This is a genomic window from Variovorax restrictus (assembly GCF_051216715.1).
Classification (GTDB): domain Bacteria; phylum Pseudomonadota; class Gammaproteobacteria; order Burkholderiales; family Burkholderiaceae_C; genus Variovorax.
Map to the genome: position 1 here is coordinate 497,606 of NZ_JBPJZH010000001.1, position 16,812 is coordinate 514,417.

The 16,812-nt window shown below is 67.8% G+C and carries 15 protein-coding genes; 8 read left to right on the top strand and 7 right to left on the bottom strand.

The features are described 5' to 3' along the window. Positions 1–49 precede the first annotated feature (49 nt). From ACSFA0_RS02370 to ACSFA0_RS02390, 5 genes are all read left to right on the top strand, one after another. Positions 50–670, top strand: a complete 621-nt coding sequence (locus ACSFA0_RS02370; RefSeq protein WP_435448635.1) for a TetR/AcrR family transcriptional regulator — start codon at positions 50–52, stop codon at positions 668–670. A 112-nt stretch (positions 671–782) separates the two neighbouring features. Beyond that, positions 783–2,909, top strand: a complete 2,127-nt coding sequence (glgX, locus tag ACSFA0_RS02375; RefSeq protein ID WP_435448636.1) for a glycogen debranching protein GlgX — start codon at positions 783–785, stop codon at positions 2,907–2,909. A 27-nt stretch (positions 2,910–2,936) separates the two neighbouring features. Then, positions 2,937–3,650, top strand: coding sequence for a hypothetical protein (locus ACSFA0_RS02380; protein ID WP_435448637.1), 714 nt, complete (start codon positions 2,937–2,939; stop codon positions 3,648–3,650). Positions 3,651–3,742: 92 nt separating this feature from the next. After that, positions 3,743–4,288, top strand: coding sequence for a hypothetical protein (locus ACSFA0_RS02385; protein WP_435448638.1), 546 nt, complete (start codon positions 3,743–3,745; stop codon positions 4,286–4,288). 20 nt (positions 4,289–4,308) lie between these two features. Beyond that, positions 4,309–4,596 (top strand): hypothetical protein, encoded by a 288-nt coding sequence (locus ACSFA0_RS02390; RefSeq protein WP_435448639.1) that lies wholly within the window; start codon positions 4,309–4,311, stop codon positions 4,594–4,596. A 49-nt stretch (positions 4,597–4,645) separates the two neighbouring features. Here ACSFA0_RS02390 and ACSFA0_RS02395 read toward each other — a convergent pair whose 3' ends face one another. From ACSFA0_RS02395 to ACSFA0_RS02405, 3 genes are all read right to left on the bottom strand, one after another. Continuing rightward, positions 4,646–4,876, bottom strand: a complete 231-nt coding sequence (locus ACSFA0_RS02395; protein ID WP_435448640.1) for a DUF3606 domain-containing protein — start codon at positions 4,874–4,876, stop codon at positions 4,646–4,648. Between the two features lie 116 nt (positions 4,877–4,992). Beyond that, positions 4,993–7,110: a bifunctional diguanylate cyclase/phosphodiesterase gene (locus ACSFA0_RS02400; RefSeq protein ID WP_435448641.1), complete on the bottom strand. Its 2,118-nt coding sequence runs from the start codon at positions 7,108–7,110 to the stop codon at positions 4,993–4,995. A gap of 16 nt (positions 7,111–7,126) precedes the next feature. Continuing rightward, positions 7,127–7,924 carry an alpha/beta fold hydrolase gene (locus ACSFA0_RS02405; RefSeq protein ID WP_435448642.1) on the bottom strand — a complete coding sequence of 266 codons (798 nt, stop codon included), beginning with the start codon at positions 7,922–7,924 and terminating at the stop codon, positions 7,127–7,129. A 129-nt stretch (positions 7,925–8,053) separates the two neighbouring features. Between ACSFA0_RS02405 and ACSFA0_RS02410 the strand changes: the two genes are divergently transcribed. Next, positions 8,054–9,040, top strand: a complete 987-nt coding sequence (locus ACSFA0_RS02410; RefSeq protein ID WP_435448643.1) for a CvpA family protein — start codon at positions 8,054–8,056, stop codon at positions 9,038–9,040. A gap of 16 nt (positions 9,041–9,056) precedes the next feature. On the opposite strand, the gene ACSFA0_RS02415 is transcribed toward ACSFA0_RS02410, so the two are convergent. The 3 genes from ACSFA0_RS02415 to ACSFA0_RS02425 form a co-directional block, all read right to left on the bottom strand. Then, complete coding sequence (locus tag ACSFA0_RS02415) at positions 9,057–9,227, bottom strand: hypothetical protein (RefSeq protein WP_435448644.1); 171 nt, start codon at positions 9,225–9,227, stop codon at positions 9,057–9,059. Between the two features lie 20 nt (positions 9,228–9,247). Beyond that, positions 9,248–11,680 carry a hypothetical protein gene (locus tag ACSFA0_RS02420; protein ID WP_435448645.1) on the bottom strand — a complete coding sequence of 811 codons (2,433 nt, stop codon included), beginning with the start codon at positions 11,678–11,680 and terminating at the stop codon, positions 9,248–9,250. 513 nt (positions 11,681–12,193) lie between these two features. Continuing rightward, entirely contained in the window at positions 12,194–12,676 is a 483-nt protein-coding gene (locus ACSFA0_RS02425; protein WP_435448646.1) for a metallophosphoesterase family protein, read from the bottom strand. Between the two features lie 311 nt (positions 12,677–12,987). On the opposite strand from ACSFA0_RS02425, the gene ACSFA0_RS02430 reads away from it, so the two are divergent. Together ACSFA0_RS02430 and ACSFA0_RS02435 are read left to right on the top strand one after the other, a co-directional pair. Then, entirely contained in the window at positions 12,988–14,520 is a 1,533-nt protein-coding gene (locus ACSFA0_RS02430) for a BCCT family transporter (RefSeq protein ID WP_435448647.1), read from the top strand. A 12-nt stretch (positions 14,521–14,532) separates the two neighbouring features. After that, positions 14,533–15,234 (top strand): MarC family protein, encoded by a 702-nt coding sequence (locus tag ACSFA0_RS02435; RefSeq protein ID WP_435448648.1) that lies wholly within the window; start codon positions 14,533–14,535, stop codon positions 15,232–15,234. Positions 15,235–15,527: 293 nt separating this feature from the next. On the opposite strand, the gene ACSFA0_RS02440 is transcribed toward ACSFA0_RS02435, so the two are convergent. Next, the gene (locus ACSFA0_RS02440) at positions 15,528–16,673 is read right to left on the bottom strand and encodes a Fic family protein (protein ID WP_435448649.1); all 1,146 of its coding nucleotides are present in this window, start codon (positions 16,671–16,673) and stop codon (positions 15,528–15,530) included. Between the last annotated feature and the right edge of the window lie 139 nt (positions 16,674–16,812).

A 16,812-nucleotide genomic window follows, 5' to 3' on the forward strand; every position in this document is an offset into this window, starting at 1 on the left:
ATCGTGCGGCTGAATAACTATACTCCGCGTACAGCAAAGACGACGCAACATGCATGCCACCCCGCCCCCCGACGCCGCTCCCGCCGCCGCGCCTTGTAGCGACGCCCCCCGGCGCCGCGGTCGCCCGCGCTCCGACGCCGCCACCGCCGCCGTGCTCGACGCCGCCTACCGCCTGAGCGCCACCGAGGGCCTGCGCGGCGCGACCATCCAGGCGATCGCCGCCGAATCCGGCGTGTCGAAGATGACCATCTACAAGTGGTGGGAGGGGCGCCTGCAGCTGCTGATCGACGCCTACATGCGCCAGGCGACGGTGATGCTGCCGCTGTCGGAAACGCTGCCGCCGCCCAAGGCGATCCACGCGCACGTCCAGCAGTACCTGGTGGCGCTGCGCGGCGACCTGGGCCGGGTGCAGCTGGCGGTGCTGGCCGAATGCATGGCCGAGACCGGCAATTCGGAAGTCTTCGTGGCGCGCTACCTCAGCGTGCGCCGCGCCCTGGGCGTGCGCGTGATCCGCCGCGGCCAGCGCGACGGCAGCATCGCGTCGCCGCGGCCCGCCGAGGCGCTGTACGACCAGATCTACGGCACGATCTTCTACCGCTTCCAGTTCGGGCTGAAGGGCCTCGACAAGGGCTTCGTGCAGTCGCTGGTCGACACCGCCTTCGCGGCCTGAGAGCGCCGCCGGCGACCGGCCAAGGGCGCCGGCCTACGTCAACACCCGCCGCCTTCCCGTGGCGGCCGGCGCGGCGGCATACGACAGTGGTGGCCTTCACTCCGGACCGCTCATGTCAGACCCCACCCCCACGTACACGCTCGAAGAAGGCGCCCCCCACCCCCTGGGTGCCACCTACACCGGCCGCGGTGTGAATTTCGCCGTCTTCTCGGCCCACGCGACGAAGGTCCAGGTCTGCCTGTACGACGACGCCGGCACCACCGAGCTGGCCTGCATCACGCTGCCCGAATACACCGACGAGGTCTGGCACGGATTCGTGCCCGGGCTGGAGCCCGGCGCGCGCTACGGCCTGCGGGTGCACGGCCCGTACGAGCCCGAGCAGGGCCATCGCTTCAACCACCACAAGCTGCTGCTCGACCCCTACGCCAAGGCGCACATGGGCGAGCTCAAGTGGGGCCCCGAACTGTTCGGCTACACCGTCGGCCACGCCGACGGCGACCTGAGCTTCGACGAGCGCGACAGCGCGCCGTTCATGCCCAAGTGCGTGGTGGTCGATTCGCGCTTCGAGTGGACGCAGACCGACGCCCCGCGCGTGCCCTGGAACCAGACTGTCTTCTACGAAACGCATGTGCGCGGCTTCACCATGAAGCACCCCAAGGTGCCCGAGCTGTTCCGCGGCACCTTCGCCGGCCTGGCGCTCGACGAGGTAATCGGCCCGATCAAGGAACTGGGCGTGACCAGCGTCGAGCTGCTGCCGGTGCAGATGTTCCTGAACCAGCCTTTCCTCACCGAGAAGGGCCTCACCAACTACTGGGGCTACGACACGATCGGCTTCTTCGCGCTCGACCAGCGCTACATGGACGGCCCGAACATCGACGAGTTCAAGAACATGGTCGACCGCTTCCACGCCCATGGGCTGGAAGTGATCATGGACGTGGTCTACAACCACACACCCGAAGGCAACGAGATGGGCCCGACCATCTCCTTCAAGGGCATCGACAACGCCAGCTACTACCGCCTGCTGCCCGACCAGCCGCGCTACTACATCAACGACACGGGCACCGGCAACACGGTGAACCTGAGCCACCCGCGCGTGCTGCAGATGGTGACCGACAGCCTGCGCTATTGGGTGACGGAGATGCACGTCGACGGCTTCCGCTTCGACCTGGCGACCATCCTGGCGCGCGAGCCGCACGGCTTCGACGAAGGCGGCGGCTTCCTCGACAGCTGCCGGCAGGACCCGGTGCTCTCCAGCGTCAAGCTCGTCGCCGAGCCCTGGGACATCGGCCCGGGCGGCTACCAGGTCGGCGGCTTTCCGCCCGGCTGGGCCGAGTGGAACGACCAGTTCCGCGACACGGTGCGCGCCTTCTGGAAGGGCGACGAGGCGATGGCACCCAAGCTCGCCCAATGCGTGACCGCCAGCGGCGACCGCTTCAACAAGCGTGGCCGCCGCCCATGGGCCAGCGTCAATTTCATCAGTGCGCACGATGGCTTCACGCTGGCCGACACCACCAGCTACAACGAAAAGCACAACGACGCCAACAACGAAGGCAACCGCGACGGCCACGGCGACAACCGCAGCTGGAACTGCGGCGTCGAAGGCCCGACCGACGACCCCGAGGTGCTCGAACTGCGCGCCCGCCAGCAGCGCAACATGCTCGCCACGCTGATGCTGTCGCAGGGCACGCCCATGCTGCTGGCCGGCGACGAGTTCGCGCGCACGCAGCAGGGCAACAACAACGCCTACTGCCAGGACAGCGACATCTCGTGGTTCGATTGGGAGGCCGCCAGCGCACCGGCCGGTCGCAGCCTCACGACCTTCACCCAGCAGCTCACGCACCTGCGCCACACGTTGCCGGTGCTGCGCCGCAACCGCTTCCTCACTGGCCAGTTCAGCGAGACAGCACAGGTGAAGGACTCGACCTGGCTCGCGCCGGACGGCAACGAGATGGACGAGGCGCATTGGACCGACACGCAGACCCGCTGTTTCGGTCTGCTGCTCGAAGGCACGGCCCCCGCGTCGTCGCTGCCGCGGGCGGCGCACGACGACAGCGTGCTGCTCGTGTTCAATGCGTGGGAAGGCGCCATCGACTTCGTGCTGCCGCCGCGTGCCGACGGGAAGGTGTGGACCCGCGTGATCGATACCGCGCTCGACCCGCAGGAAGATGTGGACTTCCAGCCCGGCCACGGCTACACCGTCACGGGCCGGTCGCTGTTGATGTTCACGTCCAAGCCCTGACCTGCCACTGCCCCAGCCCGAGCGTCCATGACCGTTCTCTGCGCCAACTGCCACACCGCCAACCGAGACCGCGCGATGTTCTGCATCGGCTGTGCGGGCAAGCTGCCAGCCTTCGCGGCCACGGGGCCGTCGGCACTGGAGGCGGCCGGCGCGAAGCCGAGGCCGCCAGGCCAAGCCGCCGACGGCGTAGAGCCTCCGACGACGGCACGCGCGCCGGCATCGCACGCACCGCGCGGCCTGATGCTCGCGGTGCTGTTGCTGGGCGCCACCGTGGTGGCCCTGGCGGCATGGATCAGCTTCGGCCCCGAGCGAGCGGCAGCGCCCGGGCTGGCATCCGCCGCCGCACCGCTGCAGACCTTGCCTGCCACACCGGTGGCGGCGCCGGCCCCCGTCACGGTCGCACCGCCGCCCATTCAGATCCCGGTAGAGGCGGCGCTCTCGCCCGGCGAGTCGACCGTGCCCCCGGCGGCATCAACCACGCATGCGCCATCGCTCCCTCCAGTCGTCACGGCGGCGCCATCGGCCGCGGCAGTGCCGGCGCCGCCGACGCCGGCACGCACGTTGAGCACCCGCAGCGCTGGCGACCCGCGTTCAGGCTGCGAGCACCTGTTCTTCGTACTTGCCGCGCGTTGCGAAGCGCAGCATTGCGAGCAGGCGGCCTATGCGCGCCACCCGCGCTGCGAGGTGGTGCGCGAGCAGCGCCGGCGCGACGAGGCGCGGCGCAACCCTGCGGGCGGTTGACAGGCCAGCTCGCTGGTCGCTTGACAGTTGTTGACTGTCGAGCGGCGACCTCCTGCCTATGATGGAAATCAAACAACGTCAGGGAGGACAGCATGAACTCGGGAACGACCTCGGTGGGCAGGGCGCAGCATTCGGAGCCCACTTTCACGCTTTATGGGCGCGTTGCAGCGTCTCCGCTGGGAAGAGCTGGCAGGCCTTACGACAGCTTGCACGTCTCGCTGGTGATCGACGATGCCTACACAGGCATCACCGTCATCGATGGGCAGCCGACCGCGGTCGAGGCCGGCTTGAGCAATGCGCTCAGGATTCGCACCAACCTCTACACAAATTCGCTGCCGGCCAACCCGGTCTTGAAGGTGGCGTTGAATCCACCAGCAGGCATGTCTCGAGATGAATTTGCTCAGGCACTGATGAAGCGTGCAGCCAGCTTCTCCAGTTACGTGTCGCCATACAGCTTTCCAAGCAGGCTCACCGGCAATGCGATGCAGCCGGGCGAATACAACAGCAGTTCATACCTCGCGGCACTCCTCCGGAGTGTCATGGGCTACGTGCCGGACATCGGAAGACCTGGCTTTCAGACGCCGGGATGGGAGAGCCCGATGCCGAGCCACTTTTTCAAGGGCGAAGCAATCCGATGAAAGCGGGCTGGCGTCTCACGTTGAACATCGCCGCCTGGGCACTCGCCATCCCAATTCTCGGAGTCACAGGTTTCGCGCTCAGTCGCTCGATGTCCCGTACTGGGCAAGCCGAACAACTCATCGGCTATGCCATTGAGCTTCTGCTGCTTGTGTGGGCCGCACTGATCTACCGACACTGTGTACCCACGTCACACGTACTCATTCGCCGCACGATCTATCTCGTTGTCTTCGTCGCCGCAATGGTGGTCATCGGTGAAGCCGCCTGGTATGCCGCTGTCCTCTTGAACGCCTTGCTGTTCGGCGTTTAGGCAGTCCTCGAAGGCCGGTCGCAACGTCGCAGCCTGCAAGCGTTTCGTCTCAGGCGCCCGCTTCCTTCACACGCTCTTCGTTGGTCGTGCTGCGGCTGCCCTTGAGGTGCATCTCGACATCGGTCGCGCGATCGCCGACCTTCGCCACGGCGTCCTTCAGCTGGTCCTCGGTCACGGCGAGCTTCTTGGCCCACTCCTTCAACGAGGCATCGGACACGAGGTCGATGCGGTCGGGCTCGGTGCCCTGGGGGGCGATGGCGGAATTGTTGTTGTCTGGCATGTGATGCGTCCTGGTGGGATGGAAGATGCTTCCAAGCTAACCGGCCGCACACCGGTCTGTTGTAGGCGCAGGCGGTCGGCGGGGCGTCCGCCCAGGACGACGCGACGCGTCAGCGCTCAGGGGCGCACATCGATGTCCGACAGCGGTACCGGCTTGCCCACCGCCCACCCCTGGGCGTAGTCGACGCCGATCCGGCGCAGCGCTGACAGGATGGCCGCGTCTTCCACCCATTCGGCGACCGTCTTGAGGCCGCACAGCTTGGCCACGCGATGGATCGACTCCACGATCTCGCGGTTGACGGGGTCCTGGCCCATCGTCTTGACGAAGCTGCCGTCGATCTTCACGAAGTCGACCGGCAGCGAGCGCAGATAGCCGAACGACGACAGGCCCGCGCCGAAGTCGTCCAGCGAAAACAGGCAGCCGCGCTGTCGCAGGCAGGCGATGAAGCGCAAGGCGGCGGGCAGGTCGGCGATGGCCGCGGTCTCGGTGATCTCGAAGCACACGCGTGCCGGATTCAGCGCCCGACCGGCCAACTGGTCGACGACGTAGGCCAGGAAGTCCGCATCCCCGAAGGACTGCCCCGACACGTTGATCGAGACCTGCACCCCCGCGTGCCGATCAAGCCAGTCGAAGGCGTTGAGCACCACCCAGCGGTCGATGTGGCCCATCTGGTGGTAGCGCTCGGCCGCGCTGATGAACGCGCCCGGCGGCACCAGCCGCCCCTCGTCGTCGCGCAGGCGCAGCAGCAGCTCGCCGTGCGGGTGCGCGTCCGGCGCGCCGTCGACCCGCACGATGGGCTGGAAGAACAGCTCGAAGCGGTTCTCGCTCAGGTCCTGGCGGATGCGCGCCACCCAGCCCATCTGTTCACGGCGTCGGCGGATGTCGGCGTCGCCCGCATGCACCGTGTGCACGCGGTTGCGCCCGGCCTCTTTCGCCGCCTGGCAGGCCATGCCGGCGCTGGCGAGCGCGCCGTCGGCCGAGCCGCCGCGCTCCGGGAGCACGGCCAGGCCGACGCTCGCAGTCAGCATGTGCGAGAACTCGCCGCGGTTGAAGCGGAAGTCCTCGATGTGCTGGCGCAGCTTGTCGGCGACCTGGGTGCCCGCATCCACCGTGCACCGGGGCAGCAGCACACCGAACTCGTCGGCGCCGAGCCGCGCCAGCATGTCGGTCTGGCGCAGGTTCTGGCGCAGCAGCTCGGCGATCTCCAGCAGCAGCTCGTCGCCGGTCGTGGCACCGGCGGTGTCGTTGACGATCTTGAATTGGTCCAGGGCGATGTGCAGCAGCAGGTGCGGCTTGTCGGGCGTGCCGCTCGCGTTGCCCAGCTCGAGGTTGACCAGGCGCTCGAACTCGCGACGGTTGAGCAGCCGGGTCAGCAGATCGTGCGTGGCCTCGAACTGCCGCTCCGCGGCGACGGCGCGCCTCTGCGTCACGTCGCGCCACACGTAGACGCCGCCCTCGACCCGATCGGCCTCGTCGCGCAGCGGCGCCGAGGTGCCTTCGAGGTAGCGCTGGGTGCCGTCGGCTCGCACCAGCAGGAAGTCGGAGGAACTCTGGTGCGGCGCATCGTGCTGAAGAACACGCAGGTCGACCAGGCGACGCGAATCGGCCTCGAACACCCGGCCGACCGAGCCCACCGGCGCGCCGATGGCCTGGGCGACAGACAGACCTGTGACGGTTTCGGCGCTGGGGTTGAAGGTGGTGATGCGGCCCTGGTCGTCGGTCGTCATCACCGCATCGGCGATGGAGCGCAGCATCACGCGCAGGCGCTCGTGCTCCACGCGCAAGGCCTTGTGCGACACGGCCAGGGCCTCGGTCGCGGCCTCGGCATCGCGCCGGGCGGCGCGCAGCACCTTTTCGAATCGGCGCGTCTCGGTCGCGTCGAAGACGGTGATCGACACGATCCCTGCGCCGCCGGCCCGCCGCAGGGCGCTCGCGAGAATGGGGAAGCGGCTGCCGTCGTCGCGCGCCAGGTCGAGCGAGATCTCGCTGACCGCCCCCTGGGCTTCGAGCCGGGGCACGAAGTGCGTCTCGTAGAGGATGCGGCTCGCGGGCGCGAGCAGCTGCTTCCACGTCACGCCACCGCACAAGGCTTCGCGCGAGCGGCCCGCCCACGACGCGAAGCGCAGGTTGGCGTCGATGATCGTGCCGTCGGCCGCCGTGGTCAGCAGGCCCCACGGCGTGTCGGGGCTGTCGTCGACGAGCCGCGGCGCGGTGGCGCTTGTCGCGAGGGACACGGTCATCTCCATGGTCTCAGCGCCGCTGGCGGAGGAAGTCGGTCAGCGCCTCCACGACTTCCGCAGGCGCGCTCATGTGCGGGCAATGGCCGGTGGCAGACAGCTGCAGCAGTTGGCTGCCGGCCATGCGTCCGGCGAGGTAGGCGCCGACCTCGGGCGCGGCCAGCGCGTCGTCGCTGCACTGCATCAGCAGGCTCGGCACGGGCATCCGGTCCAGGTCGGCGCGGTGGTCCGCCAGGAAGGTCACGCGCGCGAAGTGGCGTGCGACGCCGCTGTCCATGCGGCAGAAGTTGTCGCCCAGCGCACCAGCGAGTTCGGGCCGCTCCGCGTTGCCCATGATCACCGGCGCCATCATGCGGGCCCAGCCGAAATGGTTGGATTCCAGCGTGTCGAGCAGGCTGTCGATGTCCTCGCGCTCGAAGCCGCCCACGTAGGCGCCGTCGTTGAGGTACGAGGGCGACGGCGCGATCAGCACCAGCGAATCGAAGAGCTCCGGCCGGCGCTGCGCGGCCAGTACGGCGATCATGGTGCCGATCGAATGGGCAACCAGCACCGGTCGCTCGAGCTGCGCGGCTTCGCAGATGGCGATCAGGTCGTCGGCGTGGCCGCCGAGCGTGGCGTGGCGCACCGTGTCGTACAGCGACGGGTCGGACGCACCACAGCCCGCGTAGTCGTACAGCACGATCTCGTGGTCGGCCACCAGCGCGCTTGCGACCTGCTGCCAGACGTTCTGGTCGCAGCCGTAGCCGTGGGCGAAAAGCAGCGTCTTTCCGGCACCGGTGCGGGTGACGTTGTGGCGTTGAAGGACAGACATGGCAGGAGCACGCAGACGAAGGAGGCAATCTCACTTCCTATCGGCAGCTTGCTCGTCGATATTGAGGGGCTCCGCGAAAAAAATTTTTCGTCCGACAGCCAGACGAGACGGGCCCAGGCAGGATGCGGCATGGACTTTTCCGCTATCGCCTTGAACGGCTTCAACGCCGTCGACCTGCTGCTCGTCGCCTTGCTGCTGCTGGGCCTATGGCGCGGCTGGCGCGTCGGCTTCGTGGCCGGCACGGTCGAACTCGCCGGCCTCGCCGCCGGCCTGCTCGTCGCCTTCTACGCCACCCCCTGGCTCGCGGCGACCCTGGCCCGCCACGCCGGGCTGCCCGAACCCTGGGCCTCGCCCACGGCGTTCCTGGTGGTCTTTCTGGTCGTGCAGATGCTGCTGTCCGCGATCGCGCGCCGGCTCGTGCGGCCCGTGCAGGCAGGCCCCGCGGTGCGCCACCTGAACCGCGGGCTCGGCCTCGTGCCCGGCGCGGCCAACGGCGCCATCAACGCGATGGTGGCCGCCGTGCTGCTCACCGCGCTGCCGCTGAGCGACGGCATCACCCGCGCGGCGCAAGGCAGCGTGCTGGTCGCGCGGCTGGGCGAGCCGGCCGACTGGCTGGAGCGCCACCTGGGCCCGATCTTCAACCCCGCCGTCGAGCGCACCATGCAGGCGCTCACGGTGCAGCCGCAGTCGCAGGAACGCGTCGCGCTGCCCTTCGTGGTGAAAGACGCGCCGCCGCGCCCCGAGCTCGAAGCCGCCATGCTGACCCTGGTGAACGCCGAACGCGCCAAGGCCGGCCTGCGCGGGTTGACAGCCGACACCGACACCGTCGACGTCTCGCGTGCGCATTCGCGCGACATGTTCGAGCGCAGCTACTTCGCCCACGTCACACCCGAGGGGCGCTCGCCCTTCGACCGGCTGCGCGCCGCGCGCCTGACCTACCGCGCCGCTGGTGAGAACCTCGCGCTGGCGCGCACGCTCGACATGGCCCACACCGGCCTCATGAACTCACCCGGCCACCGCGCCAACATCCTGAACCCGGCCTTCGGGCGGGTGGGCATCGGCATCGTCGATGGCGGGCGGCACGGGTTGATGGTGACGCAGACCTTCCGCAATTGACGCGGCAGCCGCTCGGTCAGTTGCTGCGCTGCGTGTTGACGTCCTGGCTGCTGGCAGGCGCCGAAGAAGACGGTGCGGCCTGGCCGGCCGCTGGCTGGTCGGCGTCGCCGCCGCCGCCGCCGCCGCCGCATCCGCCGAGCAGGGCGGCGATGGACAGGAGAACCAACAGGTTGAGTTTTGCTGACATGTTTCTTTTCTTCGCGGAGATCAATTGATGTTGGCGCCCATGGCGTGGAAGGGCTTGCCCGGGACCTTGAACGTGCCCCCGTATTCGAAAGGCGCGTTGTCGAGCAGCTTGCAACCGCCCTTGGCCTTGGAGCAGCCCTTCGACGCCGCGTAGGTGTGCCAGGTGATCGGGCCGTAGAGGAAGTTGTGGATCCCCTTGCCGCCGTAGTCGGCCACGCTGAGCACGTAGCTTTCGGTGGCGTGGTTGTCGGTGTCTTCGGTCGAGATCGGGTCGATCATCCGGCTCTCCTGCAGCGTGCGTGCCACGGAACCCGAGTTGATGTTCGTATCGAAGCGAACCCACTGGATCTTCCGGTCGCCGCGCGACGTCACGATCACCTCGCGCTCGACGGAGTTCGGGTAGATCTCCGTGGGCGGCGCGCCCTTCTCCTTGGCATAGGCGATGCCGGTCGGGTTGCGCCCCACGGCCACGGAGAAGCGCTCCACGATGTCCGACGGCGAGCCGCCGGCCTGCTGGTTCAGGTAGCCGCTGCCCAGGTCGAAGACCCGCAGCTTGCCCTCCTGCGTGGCGATGAACGCGCGGAACGGTGCGGCAAGCGACACCTTCACGGCCGTCGGGCGGTTGTCCAGGTTCATCACCTTGATCACCGACGGCTTCTGGCTCGGCGCGACGTCGAAGGTGTACGGCCATTGAGACGGCTGCGTGCCGCGGTTGGCGATCATGCTGTTGAAGCCCGACTGCGATTGACCGAAGTACTGCTGCTGGTAGTACGCCAGGAGCGGGCGCAGGTCGACGAACGCAGCGCGCCTTTCCGACTTCGAGATCACCACCGCCACGCCGGTGCGGGCGTAGGCGTTGGCCAGGTCACCGTTGAAGTAGCGGGCGCGAACGCTGGCATTGTCGAGGTCGGTGTCGAAGTAGCGGCGCACCTGCTGGTAGTCGTCGTTGCGCACGCCTGTGGACGCGGAGATCTCCGTCGGCGCGCGCATGCTCTCGGGCAGGTCGACGAAGCCGACGAGCTTGATGAAGTTGTAGTTGCCCAGGCCCGGCAGGCCGGGGTAGGTGCGCTTCCAGTTGCCCCAGTTGCTGTACCACTGCGATTCGTTGGCCATGGTGCAGTTCTGGCAGCCGTCGCCCAGCGCCAGCACCGCCACCTGCCCGCGCATGGCGGCCGTGTCCCAGACGGTGACCAACGCGAACTCGCCGCTGTTGGTGATGGTGATCGCCGTGGGCACCTTGCCCGAAGGCAGCTGTGTGCTGACCAGCGTGCTGGCCGTGTTGCTGCCGACGCCGACGATACGGCCGTCCGCGTACACCGCCAGCGTGTTGGTGCACCAGCCGCCGCGGCCATAGCACTTGCCCAGCGCCACCGGCTTTTCGAGGGTGAAGCTCTTGAGGTAGGTGGCGATGCTCGCGTCGAGCGCGCCGCCGTCGTTGGGGGGGCCGTCATTGCGGGTCCAGCTCGGCTCGGGCTCCACAGACATCGTGTTGTGGGCCACGCTGATGGCTTGCACCGAGCCCAGGCCCGGCGCATACGACTTCCTGAAGAAACTGTTGTCGGGCGTGGCGTCGGCGATGTAGCCGAAGTTCAGGATGCTGGAGCTGTAGTCGCCCGGCTCGTATTCGAGAGGTCCGCCGACCTGCCAGTTGCCGCACCAGCCGTTCCAGCCGCAGCCGCGGTTGCCGCGGCCGTTGGGGTTCTGGATCGACACCATGCCCATCGACTGGCTGGGGCGCTTGCCGTAGCTCGGCAGGCCGCCTTGCGTCGCGGTGCCGTACTCGGCCGACGACGGGCCGTAGCGATAAGCGATGGCCGCGTCGGTGCCCATCTTCTGGGCCATGGCCTGGTACTCCGCATTCGACACCGCGCCGTTGACCATCACGTCGCCGGAGATGCCCAGCACGTTAGGGTTGGAGGGCGCAGGGGCTGGAGCCGGAGCCGGAGCCGGGCTCGGCGCAGGCGCCGGGGTGGGTGCCGGTGCCGGCTTGCCGGGTGTCGACGTGGTGGTCGTGTAGCAAACCTTCCGGATGCCCGGTGCCGGGTCACCGAACAGCTGGTCGCTGCAGGAGTAGGAGCCCGCAGCAAGCGACTTGGTCGTCGTCTGGTTGTTGAGCCCGTAGATGACGTTCGTCGTCGTCGTCAACGTGAAACGGTCGTGTTGCTCGGCGATCACCGTCAGTGGCCCCGCGGCGGGGCTGGGTGCAGGTGCAGGGGCAGGGGCAGGGGCAGGGGCAGGCGCGGGCGGCGCCGGCGTTGGCGCCGTGCCAGTCGCGTAGCACGACTTGGGCAGGCCTGGCGCGGGATCGCCGAACAGCGGGTCACCGCAGACATAGGAGCCGCTCGCCAAGGTCTTGGTGTTGAACGCGTTGTTGGCGCCGTAGCGAACCACCGTGCTGCTGCTCAGCGAGAACACGCCGCTTTGACCGGTGAGATAGCGGCTTTGTGCGAGCACGGGCGTGGAATGGAGGGTGGCAAGGGTGGCGACGGCGCCCAAGCACGAGACAAATAGTTTTGACACGTTGAAGAGGTGGATGCACGACCGTCGAACGAGCTGCGTGGCAAAGCCGTGGCCTCTGAGAGACCACTGAGCCCGTTCGACTGACGACGGAAAAAAAGACAGGAGATCCGAGGAGCTCTTGCGAGAAGTGCAAAAGGCGCACCGAGCGGCAAGGCATGTCAGACAGGTCCGACGCCTGCTGGAGACAAGCCCCTACTCGTCCTTGCGGATGCCGCGATTGGACGGTGTCGCGGAAAGTTCCGCAATCTTTTGCACAGACAGTTGCAGCTCTCACGTTTGACCGGCCCGGGTTTGCTCCGCGCAGCCACGCCATGTTTCAGGCGCGTAACGAATAGCGCCTGAAAGCGGCCGAAACCGAAACTTCCCGGCGCTTTCGCGCGCATTGACGCGAATCGCCCCGACTGCCCCAGGCGTCGTGAGGTGCGGGTTTCGACCAAGCCGGTAGGGTCAGGGGCGCTGGGCTGCGGGCGGCACCGTCAACGTGACCAGCCGCGGCGTCACCCGCCCCTCGTCGATCAGCAACTCCGCCACCGAGATCGGCAGGCTGAATCGCCGCGGCCCCGCGCTGCCGGGGTTGATGAACCACACGCCGTCGCGCTCGACCATCGACGGCTTGTGCGAATGGCCCGAGACGACCACCCGCACGTCGGCATCGGCCGGCTCCAGCTGCAGATCGGCGATGTCGTGCACCACATGCACTGCCACGCCGCCGAGCCGCACCGTGAGCGACACCGGAATCTCCGCCGCCCACGGCGCTATGTCGTTGTTGCCCCGCACCACGCTCACCGGCGCAATCGCCGCCAGCCGCGCCAGGATCTCCGGCCCGCCGATGTCGCCGCCATGGACGATGTGGTCGCTGCCCGCGAGAAAGGCCAGGGCTTCGGGGCGCAGGAGGTTGTGGGTGTCGGAGATGAGGGCGATGCGGGGCATGGGGGTTCTGGTGGGGCATCGGCGAACGACGGGACCGTTTGCCATCAACACGGAAGGTAAACTGCTTGCTCTTCTGGCGATCAGCCGGGTGGCCGCCGAACAGGCGTTCCGTCCGGTTTCGGGTTCGCTGGCCCTTGCTGACAGCGTTTGCTGGCGCTGCCCTGACGACCGTCTGGCAGCTTTCGCAAACCGCACTGTCACATGCGGGCCGCCCCGCCTCCTGCCATCCACACCGCTCTGCCGATTGGGGTCACACGCGTTGCGCGTTCGCATGACCTCGGGCCACCATCGGCTATTCAAGGAGAAGCATTTTGCAGCTCATTATTTCTGCCGGGCTGATCCTGGCCATTGTTCTATGGGGCATCGTCGCCCCTGCCCACCTGGGGGCCATGTTCGACGGCGCGCTGGCCATGATCACGCGCAACTTCGGCTGGGCTTATCTCTGGCTGGTGCTGGGCCTGGTGATCATGGCTGTGGTGCTGGCCTTCAGCCGTTACGGCAACCTGAAGCTTGGCGCCGAAGACGAGGAGCCAGAGTTTTCCGTGGGCGCCTGGTTCTCGATGCTGTTCGCGGCTGGCATGGGCATCGGCCTGGTGTTCTGGGGCGTGGCCGAGCCGATCTCGCACTACGGCACGCCACCCCCCGGCATCCTGCCGAACACGCCCGAGGCGGCCAACGCCGCCATGCGCTACAGCTTCTTCCACTGGGGCATGCACCCCTGGGCGGTCTACAGCGTGGTGGCGTTGGCGATCGCGTTCTTCCAGTTCCGCCGAGGCGGCTCTGCGCTGGTGAGCACGTCGGTGATGTCACTGCCCTGGGCGCCACTGCGCCACATCGGGCCGCTGGTCAACGTGCTGGCCGTGATCGCCACGGCCTTCGGCGTCGCCGCCTCGCTGGGCATGGGCGCGCTGCAGATCAACAGCGGCCTGAACGCCGTGCTCGGGTTGCCGGTCAGCCAGACCTCGCAACTTGGGATCATTGCGGTGACGACGGTGCTGTTCCTGACCTCGGCCGTCAGCGGCGTGACCAAGGGCATCAAGTGGTTGTCGACCTTCAACCTGATCGTGGCGGCGTTGCTGGCACTGGCGGTCTTCATCCTCGGTCCCACGGTCGTCATCATCGACACACTGACGTCCACGCTGGGCAGTTATGCCAGCGAGTTCGTCCGGATGAGCCTGCGCATGACGCCGTTCCGCGACAGCCAGTGGGTCGGCGGCTGGACCATCTTCTATTGGGCCTGGTGGGTGAGCTGGTCGCCGTTTGTGGGCCTTTTCATTGCGCGCGTGTCGCGTGGGCGCACCGTACGTGAGTTCATTCTGGGCACTGTGGCCGCCCCCACCATCGCCGCATTCGTGTGGTTCTCGGTGTTCGGCGGTACGGCGTTGCACATGGAAATCATGCAGCACGTGCCGATCGCCGACGCTGTCAAGGCCGACGTCTCGACCGCGCTGTTCGCCATGTTCGACCAATTGCCGCTGGGCACGCTGATGTCGGGCATTGCCACCGTCCTGGTCATCGTGTTCTTTGTGACGTCGGGCGACTCGGCCGTCCTGGTGCTGGGCATGATGAGCACCGGCGGCAACGAGAACCCCAGCGCACGCGTGAAGATCGCCTGGGGCCTGCTGATCTCGGGCATCGCCATCAGCCTGCTGCTGGCTGGCGGGCTCAAGTCGGTGCAGACCGCGACCATCGTTTTCGCATTGCCCTTCGTCGGCGTGATCGTGCTGATGGCCATCGCGCTGTGGCGCGGCCTGCGCGAAGACTACGAAGAAGAGCAACGCCGCGAGCGCGCGCTGCGCCGGCGCATGCGCGAGTTGGTCGACCACGTGCCGCCCACCCGCTGAAACAGGCCTGCCGTGACACTTGAACTCCTGGGCGCCTTCGGCAAGAGCTTTCTCTTCGTCGTTGCCGCGCTGCTGCCGATCCTGAACCCCGCCGCCACCGCACCCATCTTTCTGGGCCTGACCGAAGGCGCTTCGCCGGCCACGCGCGCGCTGCTGGCGCGCCGCATCGCACGCAACATGTTCTGGCTGCTGCTGGGCGCGATGCTGGTCGGCTCGTACGTGCTGGAGTTCTTCGGGATCTCGTTGCCCATCGTGCGTGTGGGCGGCGGCATGATCGTGGCGGCCACGGCCTGGCGACTGCTCACCGCTACGCAAGCGACCGTGGACAGCCGCACCGAGCTGGCCGAGAGCTTCACGCCCGAGATGGCGCGACGCCAGGCCTTCTACCCGCTCACCTTCCCGGTCAGCTGCGGGCCCGGCTCGATCGCAGCGGCCATCACGGTCGGTGTGTCGCTGGCCGACGCGCGGCTGTCGCTGTCACTGGCACGCATGGGCGGCGGCGTGCTCGCGCTCCTTTTCGTCGGCGTGCTGCTGTACCTGGCCTTCCGCTACGCGCAGCAACTGCTCAAGCCGCTCGGCGAAGCCGGCTCGGTCATCTTCCTGCGGCTGTCGGCTTTCATCCTGCTGTGCCTGGGCGTGCAGATCGTCTGGGACGGTGTGTACGAACTGGGCGTGGGGATGTTGCGCGATGGGATGCTGCCGCTGAATTCCTGAGCAAAAAAGCCTTTTGCACCCGATGTTGCGCGGGGCGGCCCTCCAAGTGATCGCAGTGGATGGAAGTCGGTGGGCGATCAGGATTGCCTTGGCGGCACCACGACGGGATGGAGGAATGTGCGCGTGCGCTGACGCGTCGCAGGTTGCCGCATCAGGTGCGCCAAAGGTCGGCGATGTCATGCACCGCATAGCCAGCGCTTCGGGGCGCAGGAGGTTGTGGGTGTCGGAGATGAGGGCGATGCGGGGCATGGGGGATTGTGGTGACGCGATGGCGAACGACGCGGCGTGGCGCGTCAGTCGAGCGCGCGGTGTTTGGCGAGTTCGTAGTGCGTGCTGCGGCCGCTGGCCGACGACTTCACGAGCACGCCCTTGGCCAGCAGGTCGTTGATGTCGCGCAGCGCCGTGTCGGCGGAGCACTTGGCGATGGCGGCCCACTTGCCCGAACTGAGCTTGCCGTCGAAGCCGTCGAGCAACCGGTTCAGCAGCTTGATCTGCCGCTCATTGAACGACACGCCCGCCCAGCGCTGCCAGAACTGCGCCTTGCCCATCACGACACCGACCGTCGCGTCCGCGCCTTCGATGGCACGTAGCAGGCAACCCAGGAACCAGGCCAGCCAGCGCGTCACGTCCATCGTGCCCTTCTGCGTCGCTTCGAGCTGGTCGTAGTAGTCCTTGCGCTCGCGCTGGATCTGGCCCGACAGGCTGTAGAAGCGCTGCGGTGACCGCTCGGCCCGCGCCAGCATCAGGTCGCCCACCGCGCGCGAGATGCGGCCGTTGCCGTCGTCAAACGGATGCAGCGTGACCAGCCACAGGTGCGCGAGCCCTGCATGCAGCACCGGGTCGCCCGACGACTGCGCGCCGCCTGCGTCTTCGAGCCAATGCAGAAACGTGTGCATCCCGGCTTCCAGTTGCGCTGCCGGCGGCGCCTGGTAGTGCAGCTTGCGCCGCCCGACCGGCCCCGACACCACCTGCATCGGCCCACTGGCGTCGTCGCGCCACGCCCCGGTGCGGATGCGGCTCAGCCCGCTGTAGCCGGTCGGAAACAGCGCCGCGTGCCAGCCGAACAGACGCTCGGCCGTCAGCGGCGCGGCATGCCGGCCGGTCGCATCGAGCACCATGTCGACCACGCCCTCCACATGCCGGTCGACCGGCGCCAGCGCACCGATGTCCACGCCCAGGCGCCGCGCGATTGACGAGCGCACCGCCGCCTGGTCGAGTTGTTCGCCTTCGATCGCGCTGGTCTTGAGGACGTCTTCGGTCAGCACCTGCAGCGTGGCCTGCTCGCGCTGCATAAGGCCCAGTTCGCTCATCCGGCCGCGCAGATGGCCCTGGGCTTGATGGACCTTGGCGAGCGGCGCTGCGAGCGCAGACGCATCGAAGCGCCAGGCGGGCCAGTCAGGTAGCTGCCAGATGTAGAGCGGGTCGGGGGACGAAGGCATGCGGGGATTGTCCTTCTAATCGCCGCATGACGTGCGGAGATTGACGGGGCGATTCGCCGCATAGCGCATAGCTGGTCCGGTGCGAAGCGGGTCGCAGCACGGTGGCCGTTACCTAAGAGGAGGCACAAAGTCACTCGTC

Coding starts and splice junctions, on each gene's coding strand:
- ACSFA0_RS02370 (WP_435448635.1), top strand. CDS start 50: ATGCATGCCACCCCGCCCCCCGACGCCGCTCCCGCCGCCGCGCCTTGT.
- glgX (WP_435448636.1), top strand. CDS start 783: ATGTCAGACCCCACCCCCACGTACACGCTCGAAGAAGGCGCCCCCCAC.
- ACSFA0_RS02380 (WP_435448637.1), top strand. CDS start 2,937: ATGACCGTTCTCTGCGCCAACTGCCACACCGCCAACCGAGACCGCGCG.
- ACSFA0_RS02385 (WP_435448638.1), top strand. CDS start 3,743: ATGAACTCGGGAACGACCTCGGTGGGCAGGGCGCAGCATTCGGAGCCC.
- ACSFA0_RS02395 (WP_435448640.1), bottom strand. CDS start 4,876: ATGCCAGACAACAACAATTCCGCCATCGCCCCCCAGGGCACCGAGCCC.
- ACSFA0_RS02405 (WP_435448642.1), bottom strand. CDS start 7,924: ATGTCTGTCCTTCAACGCCACAACGTCACCCGCACCGGTGCCGGAAAG.
- ACSFA0_RS02410 (WP_435448643.1), top strand. CDS start 8,054: ATGGACTTTTCCGCTATCGCCTTGAACGGCTTCAACGCCGTCGACCTG.
- ACSFA0_RS02415 (WP_435448644.1), bottom strand. CDS start 9,227: ATGTCAGCAAAACTCAACCTGTTGGTTCTCCTGTCCATCGCCGCCCTG.
- ACSFA0_RS02425 (WP_435448646.1), bottom strand. CDS start 12,676: ATGCCCCGCATCGCCCTCATCTCCGACACCCACAACCTCCTGCGCCCC.
- ACSFA0_RS02440 (WP_435448649.1), bottom strand. CDS start 16,673: ATGCCTTCGTCCCCCGACCCGCTCTACATCTGGCAGCTACCTGACTGG.